Consider the following 22,940-nt stretch of genomic DNA (forward strand, 5'->3'; position numbering starts at 1 on the left):
GCCATGCGTGTCATCGGACGCCCGACCACCGCGAAGACACGCATGGCGTGTCTCTACGAAATCAACAGCGAGGCCAGCGCTCCGCCACCCTCGCGATTACCCAGGCTCACGCGCCCGCCATGCAGGCGCGCCACCTCCTGCACGAACGACAACCCCAGCCCGGAGCTGCGCTGCCCGGTCGCCGGCCGCGCCAGCGAGTAGAAGCGTTCGAACACGCGCGCCAGCGCGTAGTCCGGTACCCCGCTTCCGCGATCGGCTACGTGCAGTACCACGGCATCTCCGTCGCGCGCTGCGCTGAGCTCCACGGTGGACCCTTCGGGTGAAAACGCCAGTGCATTCTCAAGCAGGTTGTTCAGTGCCTGCCCAAGCAGCCACCTGTCGCCCGACACCGACAAGCCATCAGCCGCCTGCACCTTGACCTCCACCCCGGCCGCCTGCGCCCGCACCGCCACCGCCTCGGCCGCCGCCTGCAGCAATGGCGGCACTGCAATGCGCTCACGTTTCTGCAGCCAGCCGTGCTGTTCGACCTCGGCCAGCGCCAGCAGCTTGTCGATGGTTTCGGTGAGGCGCTGTTCCTGACCTTGGATGCTGCGTGCAAAGTGCAGGCGGTCGGCCTCGGGCAACGGCTCCTGCAGCAGCTCGGCCGCGCCGCGGATGGCCGCCAGCGGGCTTTTCATCTCGTGGGTCAGCGACTGTACGTACTGCTCCACGTAGGCCTTGCCCTCGAGCTTGCGGCGCATGGTTTCCAGCGCGCGGCCGAGGTCGCCGATCTCGTCGCGACGCGGCGGAGGCGGTGGCACCGGCTCGCCGCGGCTGACCGCCTGCGCGTAGCGGTTGAGCCGCCCCACTCCGTGCATCAGCCAGGCGGTCATCAACACGCCGATCAGCGCCGACAACCCGATCAACCAGGCTCCCCGCTCGATGATGGCGCGCTGGCTGGCGGCGATGAACGGATCGATGCTGCGGTTGGGTTGGGCCAGACTGAGCACGCCGATCAGGGTTCGGCCATCGCCCGGGTCGAGGATCGGCGCGGCCACGTGCATCACCGTGCGGCTGGTGTCACCCGGCGTTTCCGGGCTGGAGCGCGCACCGTATTCGCCGCGCAACGTGCGGTAGACATCATTCCAGCGCGAGTTGTCGCGCCCGAGGTCCTGCCCGGTGGAGTCGTACACCACAATGCCGCGGGCGTCGGTGATGGTGACCCGATAGTCCAGCGACCGCTTGGGAAAGCGCCAGACCATGGCCTTGGGGTCGCGTCGCTGCGCCCGCGCCAGGTCCTGCACGAAACGACCGTGCGCGATCTGCCCGGCCTTGAGGTCGGCCGCGGCCATCTCGGCGAGCACGTTGGCGGCGTCCACCAAGGTCGCTTCCATGGCCTGGCGCACGCCGGGTTTGACCTCGTTGACGAACACACGCATCACGAAGAACGCGGCAATGCCCACGATCAGGAAAAATCCCAGGAACAGCTTCAGCCCCAGCCGCACGCTACACCTCCAGCGCGTAGCCCACGCCGCGGTGGGTCCGGATCGGATCCGGCTCGGCCCCCGCCGCACGCAGCTTGCCGCGCAGGGTCTTGACGTGGGTGTCCACGGTGCGGTCGGCACTGTCGGCGGCGCTGTCCCAGCCCCGGTCCATCAGCTGCGCGCGGCTCAGGATCGCGCCGGGGCGCTGCAGCAGCGCGGCCAACAGAGCGTACTCGTACCGGGTGAGGTCCAGCAGCTGCTCGCCATAGCGGATGCGGCGGCCATCACGATCAATGGCGAAACGGCCATGCGACTGCCAGCCCTGCGCCTGCTCGGGCGCGACCGCCCGGCGCAGACGCGCCCGCACGCGCGCCACCAGCTCACGTGGCGAGAACGGTTTGGCCATGTAGTCGTCCGCCCCCAGCTCCAGGCCGAGCACGCGGTCGATCTCGTCATTGCGGGCGGTCAGGAAGATCACCGGCACCTGGCTGAACACCCGCAGCGACCGGCAGACCTCGAACCCGCTCAGGTCCGGCAGGCCGACGTCGAGCACCACCACGTCCACGCTTTCGGTACGCAGCAGCTGCAGCGCCTGGCTGCCCAGGGCGCAGTGCCGGGCCTGGTAGCCCTCGCTGCGCAGGGCGTAGAGGACGGTGTCGGCGATGGCGGTTTCGTCCTCGACGACGAGGACGAGGGGAGCAGTAGCGTTCATGCGCGCAGCATAGCCGTTGACGCCCTTGCCCCGTACACTGCGCGCATGAATTACCACCACGCCTTCCACGCCGGCAACCACGCCGACGTGCTCAAGCACATCGTCCAGCTGGCCCTGCTCGACGCCTTCAAGCGCAAGGACAGTCCGTTCTTCGTGCTCGATACCCACGGCGGTGCCGGCCGCTACCTGTTGACCAGCGAAGAAAGCCGCAAGACCCTGGAAGCCGAAAACGGGGTGATGCGGCTGATGGCCCAGCCGAAGCTGCCCGCGGTGGTGGAGCGCTACCTCAAGGCCGTGCAGGCCGACAACCCGGTCGGCGCGCTGGTGAACTACCCCGGGTCGCCGCTGCTCACCGCCCAGACCCTGCGCGAGCAGGACCGCATGACCGTGTGCGAACTGCAGGAGGCCGAGGCCGCCACGCTCAAGGCGTTGTTCGCCCATGACAGCCGCGTCGCGGTGCTGCAGGCCGATGGCTACACCCAGAACAAGGCGCTGCTGCCCCCCAAGGCCAACGGCGCGAAGATCGGTCGCGGGCTGGTGCTGATCGACCCGCCCTACGAAGCACAGGATGCGGAATACCAGCGCATCCTGGCCTCGGTCGAGGAGATCCTGGGCCGCTGGGCCCAGGCCAGCTTCGCCATCTGGTTCCCGATCAAGCAGCGCCGCAGCATCCTCCACTTCCTGCGCAAGGCCTGCGCGCTGCCGGTCAAGTCGGCGCTTACAGTAGAACTACTGGTGCGCCCGGACGACTCGCCGTTGAGACTCAACGGCAGCGGCATGCTGCTGCTCAACCCGCCGTGGCAGTTCGACCAGGTGCTGGCTCCGGCCATGCCGGTGCTCAAGCAGCATCTGGGCGAAGCGGGAGCCAGCACCCGACTGCAATGGTTGAAGCAGGCCGAGTAACCCTGTTCCCCGTGTGAGCGTTTCGTTCACGGAAAGCGCCCCCGGGGATGCGAGAATCCGAAGACCACCAAGGAATCACCGGTATGGCTACCCGTAACCGCATGCCGCCCTGGCACGAGATCTTCAAAGCCCCCAGCGGCCACGAACTGCTCATCCGCCCGATCCGGCCGGAAGACAGCGCACCGCTGCAGGCATCGTTCAGTCTGTTCGGTCCCGAAGAAATCCGCGACCGCTTCCTGCAGTCGGTGACCGAGCTGTCGCCGGACACCACCCAGCGCCTGACCCACCCCAATCCCAAGACCGAAATCACCCTGGTGGCCGCCGAATCGGTGCCCGCCGGTGAAGCGGTGGTAGGTGCGGTGGCCCGGGCCTCGATCATCTCTGGTACCCGCGACGCGGAGTACGCGATCCTGATCAGCCGCTTCCTGGTCGGTCAGGGCCTGGGCCGGCAGCTGATGCGCAAGCTGGTGAAGTGGGCGCGCGGCAAGTACCTGGACCGCCTGTACGGTGACGTGGCCGAAGAAAACGAACCGATGAAGCAGCTGGCCGCGTCGCTGGGCTTCAAGCCGATGCCGCACCCGCAGGGTACGCCCGGGCTGGTGCGGATGGTGCTGGAGCTGGATTCCTGATTCAACAGCGTCCACGCGTGACACGGTGACCACGGGGCCGTCTGCTAAAATCGGCGGCTCATGTCACGCATCTCCTATCCCGCTCCGCCGCTGCCGCGTTCCGGCCAGCTCCGCGCCTGGTGGCGCGCTCCCGCTTCGGCCACTGCGCTGGCGTGGCACATCGCCCGCGCCGCGCAGACGCATGACGGCCCGTTGCTGGTCATCGCCCGCGACAACCATGGGGCGAACCAGATCGAAGCCGATCTGCACACGCTGCTGGGCGCGGATGACAGCCTGCCGGTAGTCGCTTTCCCGGACTGGGAAACGCTGCCTTACGACGCTTTCAGCCCGCACCCGGACATCATTTCCCAGCGTCTGGCGGCCCTGCACCGCCTGCCCTCGCTCCAGCGCGGCATCGTGGTGGTGCCGGTGCAGACCCTGCTCCAGCAGTTGGCTCCGCTCAAGTATGTGATCGGGGGCAGCTTCGACCTGAAGGTCGGCCAGCGCCTGGATCTCGATGCCGAAAAGCGCCGGCTGGAAGCGGCCGCCTACCGTAACGTGCCGCAGGTCATGGATCCAGGCGATTTCGCCGTGCGCGGCGGTCTGTTGGATGTGTTCCCGATGGGCGCGGATGCGCCGCTGCGGGTGGAGCTGCTGGACGAGGACATCGACTCCATCCGTGCCTTCGACCCGGAAAGCCAGCGGTCGCTGGACAAAGTCGACGCGGTGCGCATGCTGCCCGGCCGCGAAGTGCCGCTGGACGAGCTGAGCGTGTCGCGGGTGCTGGCCACGTTGCGCGAGCGTTTCGACGTGGACACCCGGCGCAGCGCGCTGTACCAGGATCTCAAGTCCGGATTGGCACCGGCTGGCGTGGAGTACTACCTGCCGCTGTTCTTCGACCAGACCGCCACCCTGTTCGACTATCTGCAGCCCAATGTGCTGCCGGTGCTCGCTGCGGGCGTGGGCGAAGCGGCGGCGGCGTTCTGGGCACAAACCCAGAACCGCTACGAGCAGCGCCGTCATGACGTGGAACGGCCGCTGCTGGCTCCCACCGAGCTGTATCTGACTCCCGAAGGCCTCAATGCGCACCTGAACACCCTGGCGCGCGTTGAGATCTGGGCTGCCGACCATCCCCGCATTGCCGACGCACAGCCGCTGGGCGACCAGGCGCTGCCGCCGTTGCCCGTGGCGGCGCGCGATGCGCCCGCGGGCGAGGCCCTGAAGTCGTTCCTGAGCCACTATCCCGGACGGGTAGTGATTGCGGCCGATTCACCAGGGCGTCGCGAAGCGCTGCTGGAAGTGCTGGCGGCCGCCGAGCTCAAACCTCCGGTGGTCGCCGACCTGCCGGGCTTCCTGGCTGCGGATGGTGCCCGTTTCGCGATTACCGTCGCGCCGCTGGAAGACGGCTTCGCGCTGGAACAACCGGCGTTGGCAGTACTGACCGAGCGCCAGTTGTTCCCGGAACGTGCCGGCACCACCCGTCGCAGCCGCCGGGTCGGCCGCGAACCGGAAGCGATCATCCGTGACCTCGGCGAGCTGACCGAAGGCGCACCCATCGTCCATGAAGATCACGGTGTGGGCCGCTACCGCGGCCTGATCGTGCTTGACGCCGGCGGCATGCCGGGCGAATTCCTGGAAATCGAGTACGCCAAGGGCGACCGCCTGTACGTGCCGGTGGCCCAGCTGCACCTGATCAGCCGCTACAGCGGTGCGTCACCGGAAACCGCGCCGCTGCATTCGCTCGGCGGCGAGCAGTGGACCAAGGCCAAGCGCAAGGCCGCCGAAAAAGTCCGCGACGTGGCCGCCGAACTGCTGGAGATCCAGGCACGCCGCCAGGCCCGTGCTGGTCTGGCCCTGCACGTGGACCGGGCCATGTACGAACCGTTCGCAGCTGGCTTCCCGTTCGAGGAAACCCCGGACCAGCTGGCCGCCATCGACGCCACCCTGCGCGACCTCGCCAGCAGCCAGCCGATGGACCGCGTGGTCTGCGGTGACGTCGGCTTCGGCAAAACCGAAGTGGCGGTGCGCGCGGCCTTCGCCGCCGCCAGTGCCGGCAAGCAGGTCGCGGTGCTGGTTCCGACCACCCTGCTGGCCGAACAGCACTACCGCAACTTCCGCGACCGTTTCGCCGATTACCCGCTGAAGGTCGAAGTGCTGTCGCGCTTCAAGACCAGCAAGGAAATCAAAGCCGAACTGGAGAAGGTGACCGCCGGCACCATCGACGTGATCGTCGGCACCCACCGTCTGCTGCAGCCGGACGTGAAGTTCAAGGACCTGGGCCTGGTCATCGTCGATGAAGAACAACGTTTCGGCGTGCGCCAGAAGGAAGCCCTGAAGGCGATGCGCGCCAACGTGCACCTGCTCACCCTGACCGCCACACCGATTCCACGCACGCTCAACATGGCCATGGCCGGGCTGCGCGACCTGTCGATCATCGCTACCCCGCCGCCAAACCGGCTGGCCGTGCAGACCTTCATTACCGCCTGGGACAACGCGCTGCTGCGCGAAGCCTTCCAACGTGAACTCTCGCGCGGCGGCCAGCTGTATTTCCTGCACAACGACGTGGAAAGCATCGGCCGCATGCAGCGCGAGCTGGCCGAGCTGGTCCCGGAAGCGCGCATCGGCATCGCCCACGGACAGATGCCCGAGCGCGAACTGGAACGGGTGATGCTGGACTTCCAGAAGCAGCGCTACAACGTGCTGCTGTCGACCACGATCATCGAGTCGGGCATCGACATCCCCAACGCCAACACCATCATCATCAACCGTGCCGATCGCTTCGGCCTGGCCCAGCTGCACCAGCTGCGCGGTCGCGTCGGCCGTTCGCACCACCGCGCCTATGCCTACCTGGTGGTGCCGGACAAGCGCGCGATGACGCCCGACGCGGAGAAGCGCCTGGAAGCCATTGCCTCCATGGACGAGCTGGGGGCGGGCTTCACCCTGGCCACGCACGACCTGGAAATCCGTGGTGCCGGTGAGCTGCTGGGCGAAGACCAGAGCGGGCAGATGGCCGAAGTGGGCTTCAGCCTCTACACCGAACTGCTGGAACGGGCGGTTCGCAGCATCCGCCAGGGCAAGCTGCCGGACCTGGACAGCGGCGAGGAAGTGCGTGGGGCGGAAGTGGTGCTGCACGTTCCGGCATTGATTCCGGACGACTACCTGCCCGACGTGCATACCCGCCTGACCCTGTACAAGCGCGTCAGCAGCGCACGTGACAGTGCCGAGCTGCGGGAACTGCAGGTGGAGATGATCGACCGCTTCGGCCTGCTGCCGGATCCGGCCAAATACCTGTTCGCGATTGCCGAGCTGAAGCTGCAGTGCAATGCACTGGGCATCCGCAAACTCGAGCTGGGCGAGGCCGGTGGCCGTATCGTGTTCGAGGCCAAGCCGCAGATCGACCCGATGGCGGTGATCCAGATGATCCAGAAGCAGCCGAAGCTGTACGCCATGGACGGTCCGGACAAGCTGCGGATCAAGGTACCGCTGCCGTTGCCGGAAGACCGGTTCAATGCGGCCAAGGCGCTGTTGACGACACTGACACCCGGCTGAAATGCAGCCGGGACTTGCGCGAATGCGGTGACATCCGGATTCTTTGAGGCGGCCAGCCATGGCCACCTCACCATTCCAGGAGCTTCACCCATGAAAGGATCCCTTCGCACTGCCGCCCCGCTGGGGCTGCTGCTGCTCGCCCTCGCCCTCGTCCCCGCCGCCCACGCCCGCCAGGACAGCGCGAACGCTGCACCGGCCTGCCTTTCGCGCACCCAGATCACCGCGGCGGTCACGCCTGCTGTGATGATGGCGGCCCTCCCCCGCTGCGTGCAGGAAGGGCGTACCCAGGACGCCATCGACCTGTACAACTTCTCCGGCGTGTTCGCGCATTTCGACCGCCAGCGCGTTGCCGACCAGTCGGCGCACGCCGTCTATGGGGCGTTGAAATTCGCCGCCGGCGAGGCCATGGGCGAAGACGCCCTGGTGCGTTTCGATACCGCGCTGAAGGCGCAGCTTGCCCCGGAGAAGGCTCCGGCCTATATCGCCGGTGTCTGCAAGGACGCCAAGCGGATCGGTCCGCCCAGCTATACCCCCACCTACATGATCAACCACGGCATGGCCGCGTTCACTGGCCAGGGGGGCGGCCCGGTCGCCGGCTTCGAACCGCAGCAGGCATGGCAGAACACCCTGTCCAACTATCTGAAGTGCCCGGGCTGATCCGTGCCCTTCAAGAGCACCCGACCAACGGTCGGGTGCTACCTCGGCCTGTAACGGTTCACGACCGTTGGTCGTCACCCCGCCAAAGGTAGGTCACGACCGTTGGTCGTGACCCAGGCCGTTACCAGATCACCACACGCTTGTCGTCGGCGCGCACCATCGCGTCGCCGGCCTTGCACTCGAACGCCGCCGCGAACGACGGCATGTTCGACGGTGCCCCATTGGCACGGAAGTTGGCCGGGGCATGCGGGTCGGTGTTCAGACGCACGCGCAGCTCACCGTCAGTGAAGTTGCGACGCCACACGGTGGCCCAGTTCATGAAGAAGCGCTGGTCCTGGGTGTGGCCATCGACCTCCACATTGGCCTTCGGGTCTTCCTTCAGCGCCATCTGCAGCGCGTCATAGGCCACGGTCAGCCCGCCGAGATCACCGATGTTCTCTCCCAGGGTCAGCTTGCCCTTCACGTTCACGCCCGGCAGCGATTCGTAGCCGTCGAACTGCGCGACCAGCTGGTCGGTACGGCCGGTGAAGGCCTTCCGGTCGGCGTCGGTCCACCAGTTGTCGAAGTTGCCGTTGGCGGCGAACTGGCTGCCGGAGTCGTCGTAGCCGTGCATCATCTCGTGGCCGATGACCGCACCGATGCCACCATAGTTCAGCGCCGGATCGGCCTTGGCGTCGAAGAACGGTGCCTGCAGGATCGCCGCCGGGAACACGATCTCGTTCTTGGTCGCGTTGTAGTAGGCATTGACGGTCTGCGGGGTCATGCCCCACTCGGTCTTGTCGACCGGCTTGCCGATCTTGTTCAGCATGTAGCGGTAGTTGAACGCACGCGCCGCCTGCATGTTGCCCAGGTAGCTGTCGGCATTGGTTTCCAGGCCCGACCAGTCACGCCACTTGTCCGGGTAGCCGATCTTCGGGGTGAAGCTGGCCCACTTTTCCAGCGCCTTCTTGCGGGTGTCCTCGCCCATCCATTCCAGCTTCTCCAGGCGCGCCTTCAGGGCGACCGAGAGGTTCTCGACCAGGTGCTGCATCTGCTCCTTGGATTCGGCCGGGAACACCGCGTCGACATACAACTGGCCCAGGCCCTCGCCGATGGAGGTGTTCACCGAATCAAGCACCCGCTTCCAGCGCGGCTGCATTTCCTTCTGACCGCGCAGGGTGGTGCCGTAGAAGTCGAAGTTGGCCTTCTCGAAGTTGCTGCTCAGGTACGGCGCGGCATCATCGACGGTGTGGAAGCGCAGGTAAGCCTGCCAGGTGCTGGCGGGCACGTCGGCCAGCATCTTGTCCACTTCGCTGAAGAAGCCCGGCTGGGCCAGCGAGAACTTCTGCGCGGCCGGCACCTTGAGCGTGTCAAACAATGCGGTCCAGCTGAAGTTCGGGGTGAGCTTGTCGGCGTCGGCGGCGCTGAGCGGGTTGTAGCGCTTGGCCGGGTCACGCAATTCGATGCGCGACAGCGAAGCCTTGGCCAGACGGGTTTCGAAATCCATCACGGCCTTGGCATCGGCCTTGGCCTGCGCGGCATCCACGCCGGACAGGGTCAGCACCTGCTCGATGTAGGCCACGTAGGCGTCGCGAATCTTGGCCTGGGCATCGTCGAAGTAGTAGCCCTTCTCGGGCAGGCCGAGGCCGCCCTGACCGACGTAGGCGATGACGTTGGCCGAGTCCTTGTAATCAGCATTGGCGGACAGCGAGAACAGCACGCCCTGGCCCTGGGCCTGGCTGTCGCGCAGGTACTGGGTGATGGCGGCGGTGTCGTTCAGCGCGGCGATCTTGTCCAGCTGCGGCTGCAGCGGGGCGACGCCGGCGGCTTCGATCTTCGCTTCGTCCGAGCCGGTCTTCCAGATGTCGCCGATCTTGGCTTCTACGGAGCCGGCCTTGGCGTCGCTGGCGGCGGCCTGCTGGACCAGCGCGTGCTGCACTTCCAGCGAGCGCTCACGCAGGATCTCGAAGCTGCCCCAGGTGGTCTGGTCGTTCGGCACCGGGTTGGCCTTCAGCCACTTGCTGTTGACGTAACCGTTGAGGTCCGTGCACGCAGCAATGGCCGGGTCGAGGTCGGCGCTGTTGAGCGAGATCAGCGGGGTTTTGATCTGCGACTGATCAAACGCGGCCTTGGCCGGGGTGGCGTCGGCGGCGGGGGCGTCGGTCTTGCCGCAGGCGGCAAGCGAGGCGGCAATGGCAACGGTCAGGCCCAGGGGGGCCAGCTTGGTAAAGGTCATGCATCACTCCGGCTGCAGTTGGAAGCATTGCCCGCAGGACGGGCAATCTCACAGCGTAGCGCGGGTGGAGCGCAGATCGGACCGGCCAAAGGTCACAGGGGTCCCGTAACGACACGCCGTGCGTGTCATCGGGGTAATGATCTGCCGTAGAGCCACGCCGTGCGTGGCTTCGCGGTGCCAGACGGAGTCGCAGCCACGCAGGGCGTGGCTCTACGGGAAAATTACCACGGACCGGGAGGGTTACCTGGCCTTGCCCTGGTTCGCCACGGCTTCTGCCGCCTTGCGTGCCGCTTCCGGGTCGCCCAGGTAACGGAACGACTGCACGGTGAGGTCGTCATTCAGTTCGAACAGCAGCGGAATGCCGGTCGGAATGTTCAGTTCCAGGATGGCTTCCTGCGAGACGTTGTTGAGGTACTTGTACAGCGCGCGCAGCGAGTTGCCGTGGGCGGTGACCAGCACGGTCTTGCCGTCCTTGAGCTGCGGTGCAATGGAATCGAACCAGTACGGCAGCACGCGTTCCAGCGTGGTGGCCAGCGACTCGGTGCCCGGCAGCGCGTTGCGGTCCAGACCGGCGTAACGGCGGTCGTGGATCGGGTGGCCCGGGTCTTCCAGGTCCATCGGCGGCGGCGGAATGTCGTAGGAACGGCGCCAGATCTTGACCTGGTCCTCGCCGTGCTTGGCAGCGGTTTCAGCCTTGTCCAGGCCCTGCAGCCCGCCGTAGTGACGCTCGTTCAGGCGCCAGCTCTTGCTCACCGGCAACCAGTCCTGGTCCAGCTCGGCCAGTGCACCCTGCAGGGTGTGGATGGCACGCTTGAGCACCGAGGTGTGGGCCACGTCGAACTGCAGGCCTTCCTCACGCATCAGCTTGCCGGCGGCGGCGGCCTCAAGGCGGCCCTGCTCGGTCAGGTCCACGTCCACCCAGCCGGTGAAGCGATTGTCCAGGTTCCACTGGCTCTGGCCGTGGCGCAACAGTACGAGTTTCCGGGTCACTGCAGTTTCTCCAACAGGTGGCAAGGCAGACCGCCATTGTAGCGGCAACCCTGCCCCCTGCCCCGCTCAGGCATGCGGGTGGCCGTGGTGGCCCTGGGCGTCGGGTTTGCGCCGGCTGTGGCCATGGTCGTGCGGGTGACCGTCGTGGTCGTGCCCATGCGCATGATCGTGTTCGTGCCCGCCCGTTGGCTTGCCGTCCGCGCAATCGTCGCCGCAATGGTCCACCTCGACCTGCAGGGTCACATGGTCGATGCCGAAGTCCTCGTGCAGGGCGGTGCCCAGCTGCCGGCGCAGGCGGTCGGCATCCACCCCCTCGGCCATTACCACATGGGCGGTCAGTGCCGGGGTGCTGGAGGCCAGCGCCCATACGTGCAGGTCATGCACATCGCGGACGTCGGGGTGCCCGCAGAGGCGCGCGCGCACCGCGTCGACCTGGATGCCCTTGGGCACGCCCTCCAGCAGCACATTGATCGCTTCACGCATCAGCACCCAGGTACGCGGCAGTACCCACAGGCCGATCAGCACGGCGAGAATCGGGTCGATCACCTTCCATCCGGTCCAGCGGATCAGCAGCGCGCCCAGGATGACCGCCACCGAGCCAAGCATGTCGGCCCACACTTCCAGGTAAGCCCCTTTGACGTTGAGGCTTTCACCGCTGCCGGCGTGCAGCAGGCGCATCGAGACCAGGTTGATCACCAGCCCGAAGGCCGCGATCACCAGCATGCCGGTGGAGGCGATTTCCACCGGCTGGCGGAAGCGCGCGATGGCTTCCCACAGAATGTACGCAGCGACCACGAACAGCAGCACGCCGTTGATCATCGCGCCGAGCGCTTCCAGCCGCGCGTAGCCGTAGGTACGGCGCGCGTCCGGCGGCCGCCGGCTCAGCCGCACCGCCACCAGCGCGATCATCAGCGCGAGCGTGTCGGTGGCCATGTGCGCGGCATCGGACAGCAGCGCCAGGCTGTTGGTCCAGAACGCGCCCACCACTTCGACCAGCAGGAATGTGCTGGTCAGCCCCAGCGCCCACCAGAGCGGCTTCTCGTGGCGGATCTCGCTGGGCAGGTGATCGTGGTCGTGACCCATGGAACGGCTCCTGTGCAAGGGCTGCAGGCTATCGCGGCGCGCCGTAAGGAGACTATTACGATGTTTATAACATTGCAGGCACAACGCCCTTGGCCGCGACCAATCGTCGCAGCTGCGACAACTTCGCCTACATCTTTCCGGTCCGCCACCGATACTGATGTTTTGAGTCATAGGTCACAGTTCCGTGCACACGATATCGATGGACCGCGCCAGCCAGGCCTTGATCGCCGCCTGGCAGCTCTGCCTGCAGGAAGCCGGCCCGGAGGCGATGGCGCTGATGCAGCAGATGGCACCTGGCGTGGCTCCCGCCTTGGCGGAGCACTTCTATGCCGTGCTGCTGGAAGACCCGCGCGCCGCGCGTTACCTCTCACATGACCAGGTCCGCCAGCATCTGCAGCCCTCAATGCAGCGCTGGCTGCAGCAGCTGCTGGTGACGGTCGCGGCAACCGTGCCTGCCAGCGTGGCGGCGCAGCGGGTGATCGGCGACGTACATGCCCGTGTCGGCATTCCGGTGGACCTGGTGACCCGGGGCGCGCGCGTGCTCAAACGACACCTTTTTGCGGAACTCCAGGAGCGCGCATCGAGCGCCGACATTGCCTTCCGCGCGATCAACGCGATCAGTGCGGTGATCGACATCGCCATGGAGGGCATGACCCTGGCTTATGCGCATGCACGCGAGCGCTCGGCACGCACCGATTCGGCCTACCGGCTGTTCTCGCTGGTGCAGAACGTCAGCACCGAGCGCGAGCGCCAGCGCGCCCTGCTGCTGGACTGGGAAAACGGCCTGCTGTACGCCATGGCCAGCCAGCGCGCGGAAACCGAAGGGGCGTGGCTGGCCGAGTCGGAATTTGGACTGTGGTTCACCCACAAGGGACGGCCGAGCTTCGGTGAAAGCAGCGAGACGTCGCAGATCGACGCGCTGATCAAGCGCATCGACGCGCGTCTGCCCGACGCACTGACCCACAGTGATTTCCGTACCCGCATGCGTGCCCTGCTGCACATCCGCAAGAAGCTGGAGCAGATCCGCACCCTGCTGGGCATGCTGTTCGAGCGGGTCGGCGAACTGGATGCCGGCAGCGACGCACTGACCCACCTGCTGAACCGTCGGTTCCTGCCCACCGTGCTGCGCCGGGAAATCGAACTGGCCAGCAGCTCGCACACGCCATTCGCGGTGCTGCTGCTGGACCTGGACCACTTCAAGGTGATCAACGACACCCATGGCCACGACGGCGGCGACCGCGCCCTGCAGCACGTTGCCGGACTGCTCAGCCAGTTCACCCGGGGCAGCGACTACCTGTTCCGCTATGGCGGCGAGGAGTTCGTGATCGTGCTGGTGGCGGCCACGGTGGACCAGGCGGTATCGATTGCCGAGAACCTGCGCGGCCACATCGCGCGCAGCCCGCTGACCCTTCCCAGCGGACAGGAACTGGCCCTCACCGCCAGCATCGGCGTTGCCGCGCATGACGAGCACCCGGACTTCGAGCATCTGATGGCGCGCGCCGATGCCGCCATGTACGAAGCCAAGAAGCGCGGCCGCAACCGCGTCGTGCTTGCGAGCGACGATCTGCCGCCCGCCCCCGACCGGCGCATGCAGCACCGGCGCTGACCGTTGCGGCGGACCCGTAGAGCGGGGCTTGCCCCGCTGGACGTTCGCCGCGAAAAGCAGCGGGGCAAGCCCCGCTCTACGGCTTGTCAAGCTCCCACCGTAGGTTGTGGCATCCCCCAAAAGGGGGATACACCCCAAGCGACGATCTCAAATAATAGTGAGTCGCAATTGCCATGCCGTTCTCATCGACATCAGTGATGTCCACCGTCCCGCCCCACGCACCGCCTGTCCGGCGCACGACCTCCCGCCGCAAGGGCAATGCCCGACTGTGGGCGCGTGGGCTGCTGGCGCTGATCGGCGGCCATGCCGTGGCGGCGGCCTGGGCCGACGGCCTGGCGCGCCTGCTGCCGGGCAATCCCGCTGACTCCGCGCTGGTCGCCACCATGGCCTCCTTCGTGGTCTACGCGCTCGCTGCGATCTGGGCTTATGCCGCGCGCAGCACCGTGCGTGCAGTAATGGGACTGACCGCGGCCATTGTCCTTGGCGCAGCGCCGGCCGCGCTGCACACGCTGGGTGCCGCATGAGCCAGGGCTTCCGTCAGTCACAAGCGGTGCTGCATACCTGGTCCGGTCTGGTGGTCGGCTGGGTGCTGTACCTGATCTTCATTGCCGGGACTGCCAGCTACTGGCGCAACGAGCTCACCCGCTGGATGCAGCCGGAGCTGGGGCTTCCGGCCGCGTCTGACGTTGCATTGGACCAGGCACAGCGCTTCCTCGCACGCACCGCACCCGACGCCACACGCTGGTCGATTGAGCTGCCTGGTTCCCGCAGCAATGCCACCTCCGTGCGCTGGCAACCCAAGGACGCGCCCGAACCGAAACGCGGCCAGCCCAATCCGTGGCAGGCCACCCTCGATCCCAGCGGGCAGCCGGTCAGCGCGCGCGAGACGCGCGGCGGTGATTTCTTCTACCGCCTGCACTTCGACCTGCACTACGTGCCCGTGCTGTGGGCACGCTGGTTCGTCTGCTTCTGCACGGTGTTCATGCTGGTGGCGATCATCAGTGGGGTGATCACCCACAAGAAGATCTTCGCCGACTTCTTCAGCTTCCGCCGTGGCAAGGGCCAACGCAGCTGGCTGGATGGCCACAACGCGCTGGCGGTGCTGTCGCTGCCGTTCCACCTGATGATCACCTACACCGGCCTGATCACCCTGATGACGGTGTACATGCCGTGGGCCGTGCAGGCGAATTTCGGCAGCCGCGATGCGTTCTTCGCCGAACTGTTCCCGCGCGAGGCCAAGGTGCAGCCTGCGGGGCAGCGCGTGATGATGCCGGAACTGGCAACGTTGATGGAAAGCGCACAGCAGCAATGGGGCAACGGCCATGCCGGGTCCGTGGTGGTCGACTACCCTGGCGACGCTGCCATGCGCATCACCTTCCGACGCGACAGCGGTGACCGTATTGCCGACAACGGCGAAGCGCTGCGTTTTGACGCCGAAGGCGCACTGCAGGGCCCGGTTGCCACACGCTCGGCGGCGGTGTTCACCCGCGACGGCATGATCGGCCTGCATGCGGCGCGCTTCGCTCCCACGCTGATGCGATGGTTGTTCTTCCTGTCCGGCGTGGCCGGTACGCTGATGGTCGCCACCGGTCTGGTGTTGTGGACGGTGAAGCGGCGTGAGCAGCTGCCCGATCCCGCCCGCCCCCCGCTCGCGTTCCGCTTCGTAGAACGCATGAACATCGGCTTCGTCGCCGGCCTGCCCTTGGCGATGCTGGCATTCCTGTGGGGCAACCGACTGCTGCCCGTCACTCTGGACGCCCGCGCCCAGGCCGAGATCAGCGTGTTCTTCGCCGCATGGGCGCTGTGCCTGCTGCATGCCGCGTTGCGTGCGCCGCGCCGTGCCTGGACGGAACAACTGGCCGCGGCCGGCGTGCTGTCATTGCTGCTGCCGGTGTTCAACCTGCTGGTCTGGAACGGCGGACTGTTCAGCGCGCTGGCGGCGGGCGACACCGCCAAAGCGGGCATCGACCTCGGACTGGCCCTGCTGGGTGCCGCCCTGCTTTGGGCGGCGCGAAAGGTGCATCGCCACGTGCCTGCGGCCCGTCGCGCGCGCGTACCGCGCAACGGTGCCTTGAACACCTACGGGGCCGGCGCATGACCGTCGTGGCGTGGCTGCTGGCGATGCTGGGCTTCACCGCCCTGGCGCTGTCGATGGATCGCCACCATCGTGACGTGTTCTCCGTACTGCCCACGCCGGTAAGACGCCGCTGCCTGCGCGCGGTCGGCTGGGTCGCGCTGCTGGCCTCGGCCGGCTGCAGCATCTTCAGCTGGGGCCTGGCCTACGGCGTGATCGCCGGACTCGGCGTACTGGCCGCCGCTGCCGCCCCACCTTTGTTTTGGCTCAGCTACCGGACCGCACCGCGTGCGCGTCCTTCGCCAGGCGCTCCGCCCGCCCGCGCCCCGCGCGATTCCGCTTCCTGATTTCCGCTACTCCTGAGGTGTCCATGATCCGTTCTTCCCTGCCCGGCGCGCCGCGTCGGAACACCCTGGCGCTGTGCCTGGCCCTGGCCGCCGGCGCGCCTTCGCTGGCACTGGCGCAGAGCGCCGCCACCGCGCCCACCACCACCGAGCTGGACAAAGTGCTGGTCACCCAGCGCACCGAGGGTTACCAGGTGTATGGCACCAACACCGCCACCAAGCTGCCGCTGACCCTTCGCGAAACCCCGCAGTCGCTGACCGTCTTTACCCGCCAGCGGATCGAGGACTTCAACCTGATTACCATCGCCGAGGTGCTGCAGCAGACGCCCGGCGTGACCGTGCAGTCGTACGACAGCAACCGCACCCTGTTCAATGCGCGTGGCTTCACCATCAACAACTTCATGTTCGACGGCGTGCCCACCAACTACACCACCGGTGCCGGTGGCAACTCGATCCTGAGCGACACCTCGATCTACGAGCGCATCGAGATCGTGCGCGGATCCAGCGGCCTCGTGACCGGCTCGGGCAACCCGTCGGCCACCGTCAACATGGTGCGCAAGCGTCCCACCGACACCTTCCAGGCCAGCACCAGCCTGAGCGCGGGCTCGTGGGATTACCGCCGCGCTGAAGTCGATGTGGGTGGTCCGCTCACCTCCAGTGGCCGCGTGCGGGGTCGTTTCGTCGGGGCCTACACCGACAAGGAAAGCTGGGTGCGTTTCCAGCATGACACCTCGCCCAGCCTGTACGGCGTGATCGAGGCCGACCTGACCGACAGCACCCGCCTGCGTGCCGGCATCGATTACCTCAAAACCGAATCGGACGGTGGTGCCTGGAGCGCTTCGCCGCTGTACTTCCGCGACGGCAGCCGTGCGGTGATGCCACGCTCGTACAGCGCAGCGGCCCGCTGGAACGAGTGGAACCGCGAAAGCACGAATTACTTCCTGACCCTGGAACAGCAGCTGGGCGCGGGCTGGAGTGGGCGCATCGCCTACAACCACCGCGCCACCGACACCGACTCGCTGCTGCTGGCCGGCTCCAATACCGGCAACTGGGCCGACCCGGTCACCGGCCTGGGCCTGCGCATTGCCGATACCTACTCGGTATCGGAAACCCGAGAAGACGCCTTCGACCTGTATGCCTCCGGTCCGTTCCAGCTGTTCGGCCGCCAGCACGAGCTGGTGATGGGGGTGAACCACTACGACCGCGACCTGGACACCATCCGCGCCGGCATCACCTCGCGCCCATACAACGTCGCCGCCTTCCCCAGCATCTTCAGCTGGGGCGGCAACATCGGCAAGCCGACCACGTTCAACTACGGCATTCCCTCCAGCACGGTCAACACCACCGAAACCGGCTACTACGCAGCCGCGCGCCTGAACCTGATCGACCCGCTGAAGGTGATCGCCGGCGTGCGCTATTCGGACTATCGCACCACCACCGACAACTACGACGTCAACGGCACCTTCACCGGCCGCAGCGCACGCACCACCGCGCACGAACCCACCCCGTATTTCGGGGTTCTGTACGACCTGAGCAGCAGCATCACCGCCTTTGCCAGCTACTCGGACGTGTTCCAGGCCACCGCGCTGCGCGACATCAACAACCAGCTGCTGGACCCGGTCACCGGCAGCAACTACGAATACGGCTTCAAGGGCGAGTTCTTCGGTGGCCGCCTGTACGGTTCGCTCAATGGCTTCTACATGAAGCAGGACAACGTCGCCACGCGCGACCCGGCCGGGGCCGATGTGATCCTGCCCGACGGCAGCGTGCCCTACATCGCCAGCAAGGGCATCGAGACCAACGGTGCCGAGTTCGAGGTCTCTGGTTCGATCACCGACAACTGGAGCATGACCGGCGGTTACACCTACGCCTACAGCACCAACCCGGACGGCAGCCGCATTGCCAGCACCAGCCCGATGCAGCTGGCGCGGTTCAACACCACCTATCGCCGCGGCGACTGGATGGTCGGCGGTGGCTTCACGGTACAGAGCGAGATCTACCAGCTGCAGCCGATTCCCACCGGCCGCTACACGACGGCGGGTGCGCCGATCACAGCCACCGGCAAGATGCGCCAAGGCGGCTACATGCTGTTCGATCTGATGGGGCGTTACCGGATCAACGACAACATGAGCGTCGGCGTGACCGTGACCAATGTGTTCGACAAGGTGTATTACCGGAACGTCGGCTTCTTCAACGCAGGCTACTGGGGCGAGCCGCGTCGCGTGTTGTTCAACCTGCGCGCGAATTTCTGACCCCGTAGAGCGGGGCTTGCCCCGCTGAGGCACCGACCCACCGTAGAGCGGGGCTTGCCCCGCTGAGGCACCGACCCACCGTAGAGCGGGGCTTGCCCCGCTGACTACACCGCGCGAAAGCAGCGGGGCAAGCCCCGCTCTACGCAAGCGTTCCCGAATTTCCCGGCGTTCCCCGCAATTCCGATAGTTCCCGCATTCCCGAATCAGATGCATCCCAGGGCTTGCACTTGATGCGACACATGTCGCACACTTGCGACACCACATCCACCACGCTTTCGCCATGGTCCGTCCCCCCACCCCCTCCAACGCCGAGCTGGAACTGCTCAAGTGCCTGTGGCGACTGGACGCCTGCAGTGCCCGCGAACTGCACAACGGCATCGCCGCCAGCCTGGACTGGTCCTATTCCTCCACGCGCAAGACGCTGGAGCGGATGGTCGACAAGGGACTGGTGACGGAAACCAGCGAACACGGCCTCAATGTCTACCGCGCCCAGGTCGGCAAGGTCGCCACGCTGGCGGCATTGAGCGCCGATTTCGCCCGCCGCGTGCTGGAACTCGACGGCGCATTGCCAGTGCAGGCGTTCGCCGACAGCCGCCTGTTGAGCGAACAGGAACTGCAGCAACTGGAGGCACTGCTGCACGCCCCCGCCCCGGATGACGCGCCATGAGTGCGCTGCCCCTGCAGACGTGGATGCTGCTGGCGCTGGGCAGCCTGTGCAGCGCCGCCCTTGCACTGGCACTTGGCCGAATGGTGCAGCGGCTGTGGCCGCAGACGGTGTCCACCCCGGGCGTGTGGCTTGCAGTGTGGTGTCTGGCGGTGCTTCCTCCTCTGCTGTCGGTGCTGCTGGCAGGCTTGGCCCCGGTCCCGCTGGCGGCACTGCCGGTTGCGCTGCCCCTTCCGCTGATGTTGGACAACCCAGCGACACCCCTGGATGCAATCGTCTCGACTGGACGGGGTTGGCCCTCGCTGGCCGGTGTGCTGATGGCTGCGTGGCTGCTGGGTTCGGCCCTGGCGCTGTTCCGCCTGATCGCCGGGGCCTGGTCCGCATACCGGGTTGTGCGCGGCGCATCGGATGTCATTGACACGTCCAACTGGCCCGGTCCGGCAAGCACGCAGCAGGCGCTTGCCCTGCACGCGCAGGGCATTGCGGTGCGCCTTACCTCACACGCGATGACCCCGTTCGCCGTGCGCTGGCCGCGACCGACCATCGTGCTGTCTGAAAGCGCGCTGCGCCACTTCACTGACCCTCAGCTGCGCCTGGTGCTGCGACATGAAGCCGCGCATCTGGAACGCGGCGATCCGCAACGCGCCGGCGCGATGGCGATGGTGGGCGCGCTGCTGTGGTTCAACCCCTTCGTGCGCCGTATCGCCGCGCGTGCGCAGATGGCCGCCGAGCTGCGCTGCGATGCCATGGCACTGGGCGGCGACGCCGCCGCCGGACGCAGTTTTGCCGTTGCCTACCTGGGCGCGCTGCGTCTGGCCGGGCATGGCAACGCGCCCGGCCCGGTGACCGCCTTGACCCACCGCGACATGGCCGGCCACCAGCTGCGCATCCAGCACATGCTGCGCGGTGGCAGCACGTTGCGGACCTCGTGGCCAGGTCGTGCCGTCGTGCTTGCTGCACTGCTGGTCAGTGGTGCGGTCATGACGGTTGTGCAGGCGGCAGTGCTTTCACCGGCTCCTCTGCCGCAGTTGACCACCCTGACCAGCATGAGTGTGTCGATGTCACCGGCATCGACCTCTCACCTGACAGCAGCGGGGCAACGCTTCGATGCACCGCTGTCGCAGGTTCGCATCAACAGCCACTTCGGCGACAACGGCGGAATTCGTCAGCGCGCACACCGTGGCACCGATTTTGCCGCCCGCGTGGGTACGCCAGTGCTGGCACCGGCCGATGGTGTCGTGGTGGCGGCCACCCCTCACTACCCCGAGGGAGATCAATACGGGACGGTAGTGGTTATTGATCATGGCAACGGCTGGCAGAGTCTGTTCGCGCATCTGGACAGCACCTCGCTGAAGCCGGGCCAGCGTGTGCGGCGCGGTGAGACGGTTGCGCACAGCGGACGCAGTGGGCGCGTGACCGGACCGCATCTGCACTGGGAACTGCTGTTCAACGGCGAGCGGGTGGATCCACTGAAGCACCTGCAGTAGCGCGGATCACGACAGCGGGGTAAGCCCCGCTCTACGAGGCCCGGCCCCGTCAAGGGAGCCCACCCCCGGTTTAATCCATTCATTGCTTTCCTGGATACAGGAGGTTGTTGCATGCCTGCACGTTGCCCTGCCCTGCTGGTGTTGCCTGCACTACTGGCCACACCCGCAGCCGCTCAATCGCCACCCGCGACCGAACTGGAGACGGTGCAGGTGCAGGTCGAGCGTTACGATGCGCGCCGCGATGATTCCACTACGCGGATCGTGTTCGATGCGGGCGCGCTGCGCCAGTACGGCGACGCGGCCCTGCTGGATGCGCTCAAACGGCTGCCCGGCGTCAGCGTGGTACCCGCCGCGCCCGGCCGCCCCGGCGGCGTCACCCTGCGCGGACTGGGCAACGGCTACACGCAGATTCTGATCAACGGGCAGAGAGCACCGCTGGGCTTCGATCTGGATTCACTGACCCCGGACATGGTCGAGAAGGTGGAGATCCTCCGCGCGCCCACCGCCGACATGCGTGGTGAAGCGATTGCCGGGACCCTGAACATCGTGCTGGTATCCGGTGCCGGGCGTGATACCGACACGGTCACCGCGAACTGGAGCGTGAACAACGGTCGCAGCACACCATCTGTGTCCTGGCAGCGCAGTCGCCGCAGCGACGGCCGCAGCCATACGATCACCACCACGGCCAGCCGCCGCGCGTTTCTGGTGGAAGAAACCGCCAACGAAACCGTGAATGACGCCACAGGTCAGCCCACAGCACTCCGCGCAAGCGCACTGCGCGCCAGTGGCACCCGCGAGGCGCTCGTGGTCGCGCCCAGCCTCGAGCTCACCTTCGACAACGCCGATACACTGGCCCTGCAGGCCTACATCGACGCCAGCCGCTTCCAGCGCCACATCGAGATTGAGTGGGACACGCAGCTGGGTGAGCCGCTGTTGCACAACCAGTACCAGCAACAGACCACGATAGATCTGATACAGGCCAATGGCAGTGCGGAGTGGACCCATCCCCTGGAAGCCGGCGGCAGTTTGGCCAGCAAGCTGTCGCTGGGCGGCAATCACGAACGTTACCGCTATCGCGAACAAGGCCAGGACGAGCAAGGCCGACAGAACCTGGACGACCACACCGACGCGCGCTTGAACGTCCGCAACGCAAACAGCACCGGCAAATGGGCACTGCCCGCGCGTGGCCGGCACACCCTGCAGCTGGGCTGGGAAGCCAGTCTGGACCAGCGCGACGAACAACGGGTCCAGCAGTTGCGCCCCATCGCGGGGATCCCCGGCGGCATCAGCGATCTTTCCTTCGACGCACAGGTCGGGCGGCTGGCGGTGTACGTGCAGGACGACATCGAAATCTCCCCTCGCTGGTCGCTGTACCTGGGCACGCGCTGGGAGCACATCCGCACGCGCAGCAGCGGCAGTGGTTTCGATCCAATCCGGCAAGCCGACAGCGTCCTCTCGCCCATTCTGCAATCGCGCTGGAAGCTGCCCGGCCATGGTGATCGTCAACTGCGCCTCGCACTCACGCGAACCTACAAGTCGCCGACGCTGGGTTCGCTGATTCCACGCCCATACACCTCCACCAACAACCGGCCATTGAATCCTGACGAGCAGGGAAATCCGGCACTGCGGCCTGAACTGGCCAGTGGCGTTGACCTTGCCTTTGAGGTGCAACGAAAAAGCGGCGTGCAGTGGAGTATTGGCGGCTATGCGCGACGTCTCCGCGACGTGGTACTGACCGACACGACACTGCGTGATGGGCGCTGGGTAGCGACGCCTCGCAACGGAGGGGCTGCGCGCAGCTGGGGGGTGGAGATGGATGCGAAAGCACCGTTGGACGCGGTGATCGCGGACGCACCGGATATTACGCTGCGCGCCAATGCCACCTACAACGCCTCGCGGGTGGATGACGTGCCCGGGCCCGACAATCGATTGGACGGACAGTTGCGTTTCACCGGTTCAGTGGGCGCGGACTATCGAATCGATCCGCGCTGGAGTACCGGAGCCAGCTATACGTGGCGCAGCGGCGATGCCACCCGGGTGAGTACCTGGCAGACGGATCTGGAAGGGTGGAACCGCGAGCTGGATGTGTATGTGCTTCGCGCCTTCGGGCCGCGCAACAAGCTGCGGCTCAGCGCCGGCAACCTGCTGCATCCGGATACCCGTTCGGGCCAGCGCCTTTCGGACGGGAATGGGACGCAGGTCTTGCAGCGGGAACGTCCCATCAGCCCCACCTGGCGCTTGCAATGGGAGCTATCCCTGTAGAGCGGGGCTTGCCCCGCTGGAAGCGCCGCGCAAACAGCAGCGGGGCAAGCCCCGCTCTACGTAGCAACGCG

Annotated in this window: 17 protein-coding genes; 12 read left to right on the forward strand and 5 right to left on the reverse strand. The window is 66.6% G+C overall.

The annotated features are described in order from the left end of the window. Positions 1–53: 53 nt before the first annotated feature. Positions 54–1,484 carry a two-component system sensor histidine kinase CreC gene (gene creC / locus EGJ34_RS01305; RefSeq protein WP_125358315.1) on the reverse strand — a complete coding sequence of 477 codons (1,431 nt, stop codon included), beginning with the start codon at positions 1,482–1,484 and terminating at the stop codon, positions 54–56. Between the two features lies 1 nt (position 1,485). After that, positions 1,486–2,175, reverse strand: a complete 690-nt coding sequence (creB, locus tag EGJ34_RS01310) for a two-component system response regulator CreB (RefSeq protein ID WP_125358317.1) — start codon at positions 2,173–2,175, stop codon at positions 1,486–1,488. 45 nt (positions 2,176–2,220) lie between these two features. On the opposite strand from creB, the gene rlmJ reads away from it, so the two are divergent. From rlmJ to EGJ34_RS01330, 4 genes are all read left to right on the forward strand, one after another. Further along, positions 2,221–3,078 (forward strand): 23S rRNA (adenine(2030)-N(6))-methyltransferase RlmJ, encoded by an 858-nt coding sequence (gene rlmJ, locus EGJ34_RS01315; RefSeq protein ID WP_125358319.1) that lies wholly within the window; start codon positions 2,221–2,223, stop codon positions 3,076–3,078. 83 nt (positions 3,079–3,161) lie between these two features. Then, complete coding sequence (locus EGJ34_RS01320; protein WP_125358321.1) at positions 3,162–3,707, forward strand: GNAT family N-acetyltransferase; 546 nt, start codon at positions 3,162–3,164, stop codon at positions 3,705–3,707. A gap of 60 nt (positions 3,708–3,767) precedes the next feature. Beyond that, positions 3,768–7,235 (forward strand): transcription-repair coupling factor, encoded by a 3,468-nt coding sequence (gene mfd, locus EGJ34_RS01325; RefSeq protein WP_125358323.1) that lies wholly within the window; start codon positions 3,768–3,770, stop codon positions 7,233–7,235. Positions 7,236–7,325: 90 nt separating this feature from the next. Continuing rightward, positions 7,326–7,892 (forward strand): hypothetical protein, encoded by a 567-nt coding sequence (locus EGJ34_RS01330; protein ID WP_125358325.1) that lies wholly within the window; start codon positions 7,326–7,328, stop codon positions 7,890–7,892. Positions 7,893–8,013: 121 nt separating this feature from the next. Here the strand turns inward: EGJ34_RS01330 and EGJ34_RS01335 are convergent, their stop codons facing one another. The 3 genes from EGJ34_RS01335 to EGJ34_RS01345 form a co-directional block, all read right to left on the reverse strand. Continuing rightward, positions 8,014–10,107 (reverse strand): M13-type metalloendopeptidase, encoded by a 2,094-nt coding sequence (locus tag EGJ34_RS01335; RefSeq protein WP_125358327.1) that lies wholly within the window; start codon positions 10,105–10,107, stop codon positions 8,014–8,016. Between the two features lie 240 nt (positions 10,108–10,347). Then, positions 10,348–11,097, reverse strand: coding sequence for a 2,3-diphosphoglycerate-dependent phosphoglycerate mutase (gene gpmA, locus EGJ34_RS01340; protein ID WP_125358329.1), 750 nt, complete (start codon positions 11,095–11,097; stop codon positions 10,348–10,350). Positions 11,098–11,163: 66 nt separating this feature from the next. Then, positions 11,164–12,180, reverse strand: a complete 1,017-nt coding sequence (locus EGJ34_RS01345) for a cation diffusion facilitator family transporter (RefSeq protein WP_125358331.1) — start codon at positions 12,178–12,180, stop codon at positions 11,164–11,166. 199 nt (positions 12,181–12,379) lie between these two features. Here EGJ34_RS01345 and EGJ34_RS01350 point away from each other — a divergent pair, with 199 nt between their 5' ends. The 8 genes from EGJ34_RS01350 (at position 12,380) to EGJ34_RS01385 (ending at position 22,869) form a co-directional block, all read left to right on the forward strand. After that, positions 12,380–13,786 (forward strand): GGDEF domain-containing protein, encoded by a 1,407-nt coding sequence (locus EGJ34_RS01350; RefSeq protein WP_125358333.1) that lies wholly within the window; start codon positions 12,380–12,382, stop codon positions 13,784–13,786. Between the two features lie 197 nt (positions 13,787–13,983). Beyond that, positions 13,984–14,310 (forward strand): hypothetical protein, encoded by a 327-nt coding sequence (locus EGJ34_RS01355; RefSeq protein WP_125358335.1) that lies wholly within the window; start codon positions 13,984–13,986, stop codon positions 14,308–14,310. Then, positions 14,307–15,884: a PepSY-associated TM helix domain-containing protein gene (locus tag EGJ34_RS01360; protein ID WP_125358337.1), complete on the forward strand. Its 1,578-nt coding sequence runs from the start codon at positions 14,307–14,309 to the stop codon at positions 15,882–15,884. The genes EGJ34_RS01355 and EGJ34_RS01360 overlap by 4 nt, the downstream gene beginning before the upstream one ends. Further along, positions 15,881–16,207: a DUF3325 domain-containing protein gene (locus tag EGJ34_RS01365; RefSeq protein WP_125358339.1), complete on the forward strand. Its 327-nt coding sequence runs from the start codon at positions 15,881–15,883 to the stop codon at positions 16,205–16,207. The genes EGJ34_RS01360 and EGJ34_RS01365 overlap by 4 nt, the downstream gene beginning before the upstream one ends. Positions 16,208–16,230: 23 nt before the next feature. Continuing rightward, complete coding sequence (locus EGJ34_RS01370) at positions 16,231–18,456, forward strand: TonB-dependent siderophore receptor (protein ID WP_125358341.1); 2,226 nt, start codon at positions 16,231–16,233, stop codon at positions 18,454–18,456. Between the two features lie 280 nt (positions 18,457–18,736). Further along, the gene (locus EGJ34_RS01375; RefSeq protein ID WP_125358343.1) at positions 18,737–19,123 is read left to right on the forward strand and encodes a BlaI/MecI/CopY family transcriptional regulator; all 387 of its coding nucleotides are present in this window, start codon (positions 18,737–18,739) and stop codon (positions 19,121–19,123) included. Then, positions 19,120–20,607 carry a M23/M56 family metallopeptidase gene (locus EGJ34_RS01380; RefSeq protein ID WP_125358345.1) on the forward strand — a complete coding sequence of 496 codons (1,488 nt, stop codon included), beginning with the start codon at positions 19,120–19,122 and terminating at the stop codon, positions 20,605–20,607. The genes EGJ34_RS01375 and EGJ34_RS01380 overlap by 4 nt, the downstream gene beginning before the upstream one ends. A 111-nt stretch (positions 20,608–20,718) precedes the next feature. Next, complete coding sequence (locus EGJ34_RS01385) at positions 20,719–22,869, forward strand: TonB-dependent receptor (RefSeq protein ID WP_125358347.1); 2,151 nt, start codon at positions 20,719–20,721, stop codon at positions 22,867–22,869. Positions 22,870–22,940 lie beyond the last annotated feature (71 nt).

The sequence above is a fragment of the Stenotrophomonas sp. 278 genome, from assembly GCF_003935715.1.
Taxonomy (GTDB): domain Bacteria; phylum Pseudomonadota; class Gammaproteobacteria; order Xanthomonadales; family Xanthomonadaceae; genus Stenotrophomonas; species Stenotrophomonas maltophilia_AH.

Coding starts and splice junctions, on each gene's coding strand:
- EGJ34_RS01380 (WP_125358345.1), top strand. CDS start 19,120: ATGAGTGCGCTGCCCCTGCAGACGTGGATGCTGCTGGCGCTGGGCAGC.
- rlmJ (WP_125358319.1), top strand. CDS start 2,221: ATGAATTACCACCACGCCTTCCACGCCGGCAACCACGCCGACGTGCTC.
- mfd (WP_125358323.1), top strand. CDS start 3,768: ATGTCACGCATCTCCTATCCCGCTCCGCCGCTGCCGCGTTCCGGCCAG.
- EGJ34_RS01360 (WP_125358337.1), top strand. CDS start 14,307: ATGAGCCAGGGCTTCCGTCAGTCACAAGCGGTGCTGCATACCTGGTCC.
- creB (WP_125358317.1), bottom strand. CDS start 2,175: ATGAACGCTACTGCTCCCCTCGTCCTCGTCGTCGAGGACGAAACCGCC.
- EGJ34_RS01355 (WP_125358335.1), top strand. CDS start 13,984: ATGTCCACCGTCCCGCCCCACGCACCGCCTGTCCGGCGCACGACCTCC.
- EGJ34_RS01330 (WP_125358325.1), top strand. CDS start 7,326: ATGAAAGGATCCCTTCGCACTGCCGCCCCGCTGGGGCTGCTGCTGCTC.
- EGJ34_RS01345 (WP_125358331.1), bottom strand. CDS start 12,180: ATGGGTCACGACCACGATCACCTGCCCAGCGAGATCCGCCACGAGAAG.
- EGJ34_RS01350 (WP_125358333.1), top strand. CDS start 12,380: ATGGACCGCGCCAGCCAGGCCTTGATCGCCGCCTGGCAGCTCTGCCTG.
- EGJ34_RS01385 (WP_125358347.1), top strand. CDS start 20,719: ATGCCTGCACGTTGCCCTGCCCTGCTGGTGTTGCCTGCACTACTGGCC.
- EGJ34_RS01370 (WP_125358341.1), top strand. CDS start 16,231: ATGATCCGTTCTTCCCTGCCCGGCGCGCCGCGTCGGAACACCCTGGCG.
- EGJ34_RS01365 (WP_125358339.1), top strand. CDS start 15,881: ATGACCGTCGTGGCGTGGCTGCTGGCGATGCTGGGCTTCACCGCCCTG.
- EGJ34_RS01335 (WP_125358327.1), bottom strand. CDS start 10,107: ATGACCTTTACCAAGCTGGCCCCCCTGGGCCTGACCGTTGCCATTGCC.
- EGJ34_RS01375 (WP_125358343.1), top strand. CDS start 18,737: ATGGTCCGTCCCCCCACCCCCTCCAACGCCGAGCTGGAACTGCTCAAG.
- EGJ34_RS01320 (WP_125358321.1), top strand. CDS start 3,162: ATGGCTACCCGTAACCGCATGCCGCCCTGGCACGAGATCTTCAAAGCC.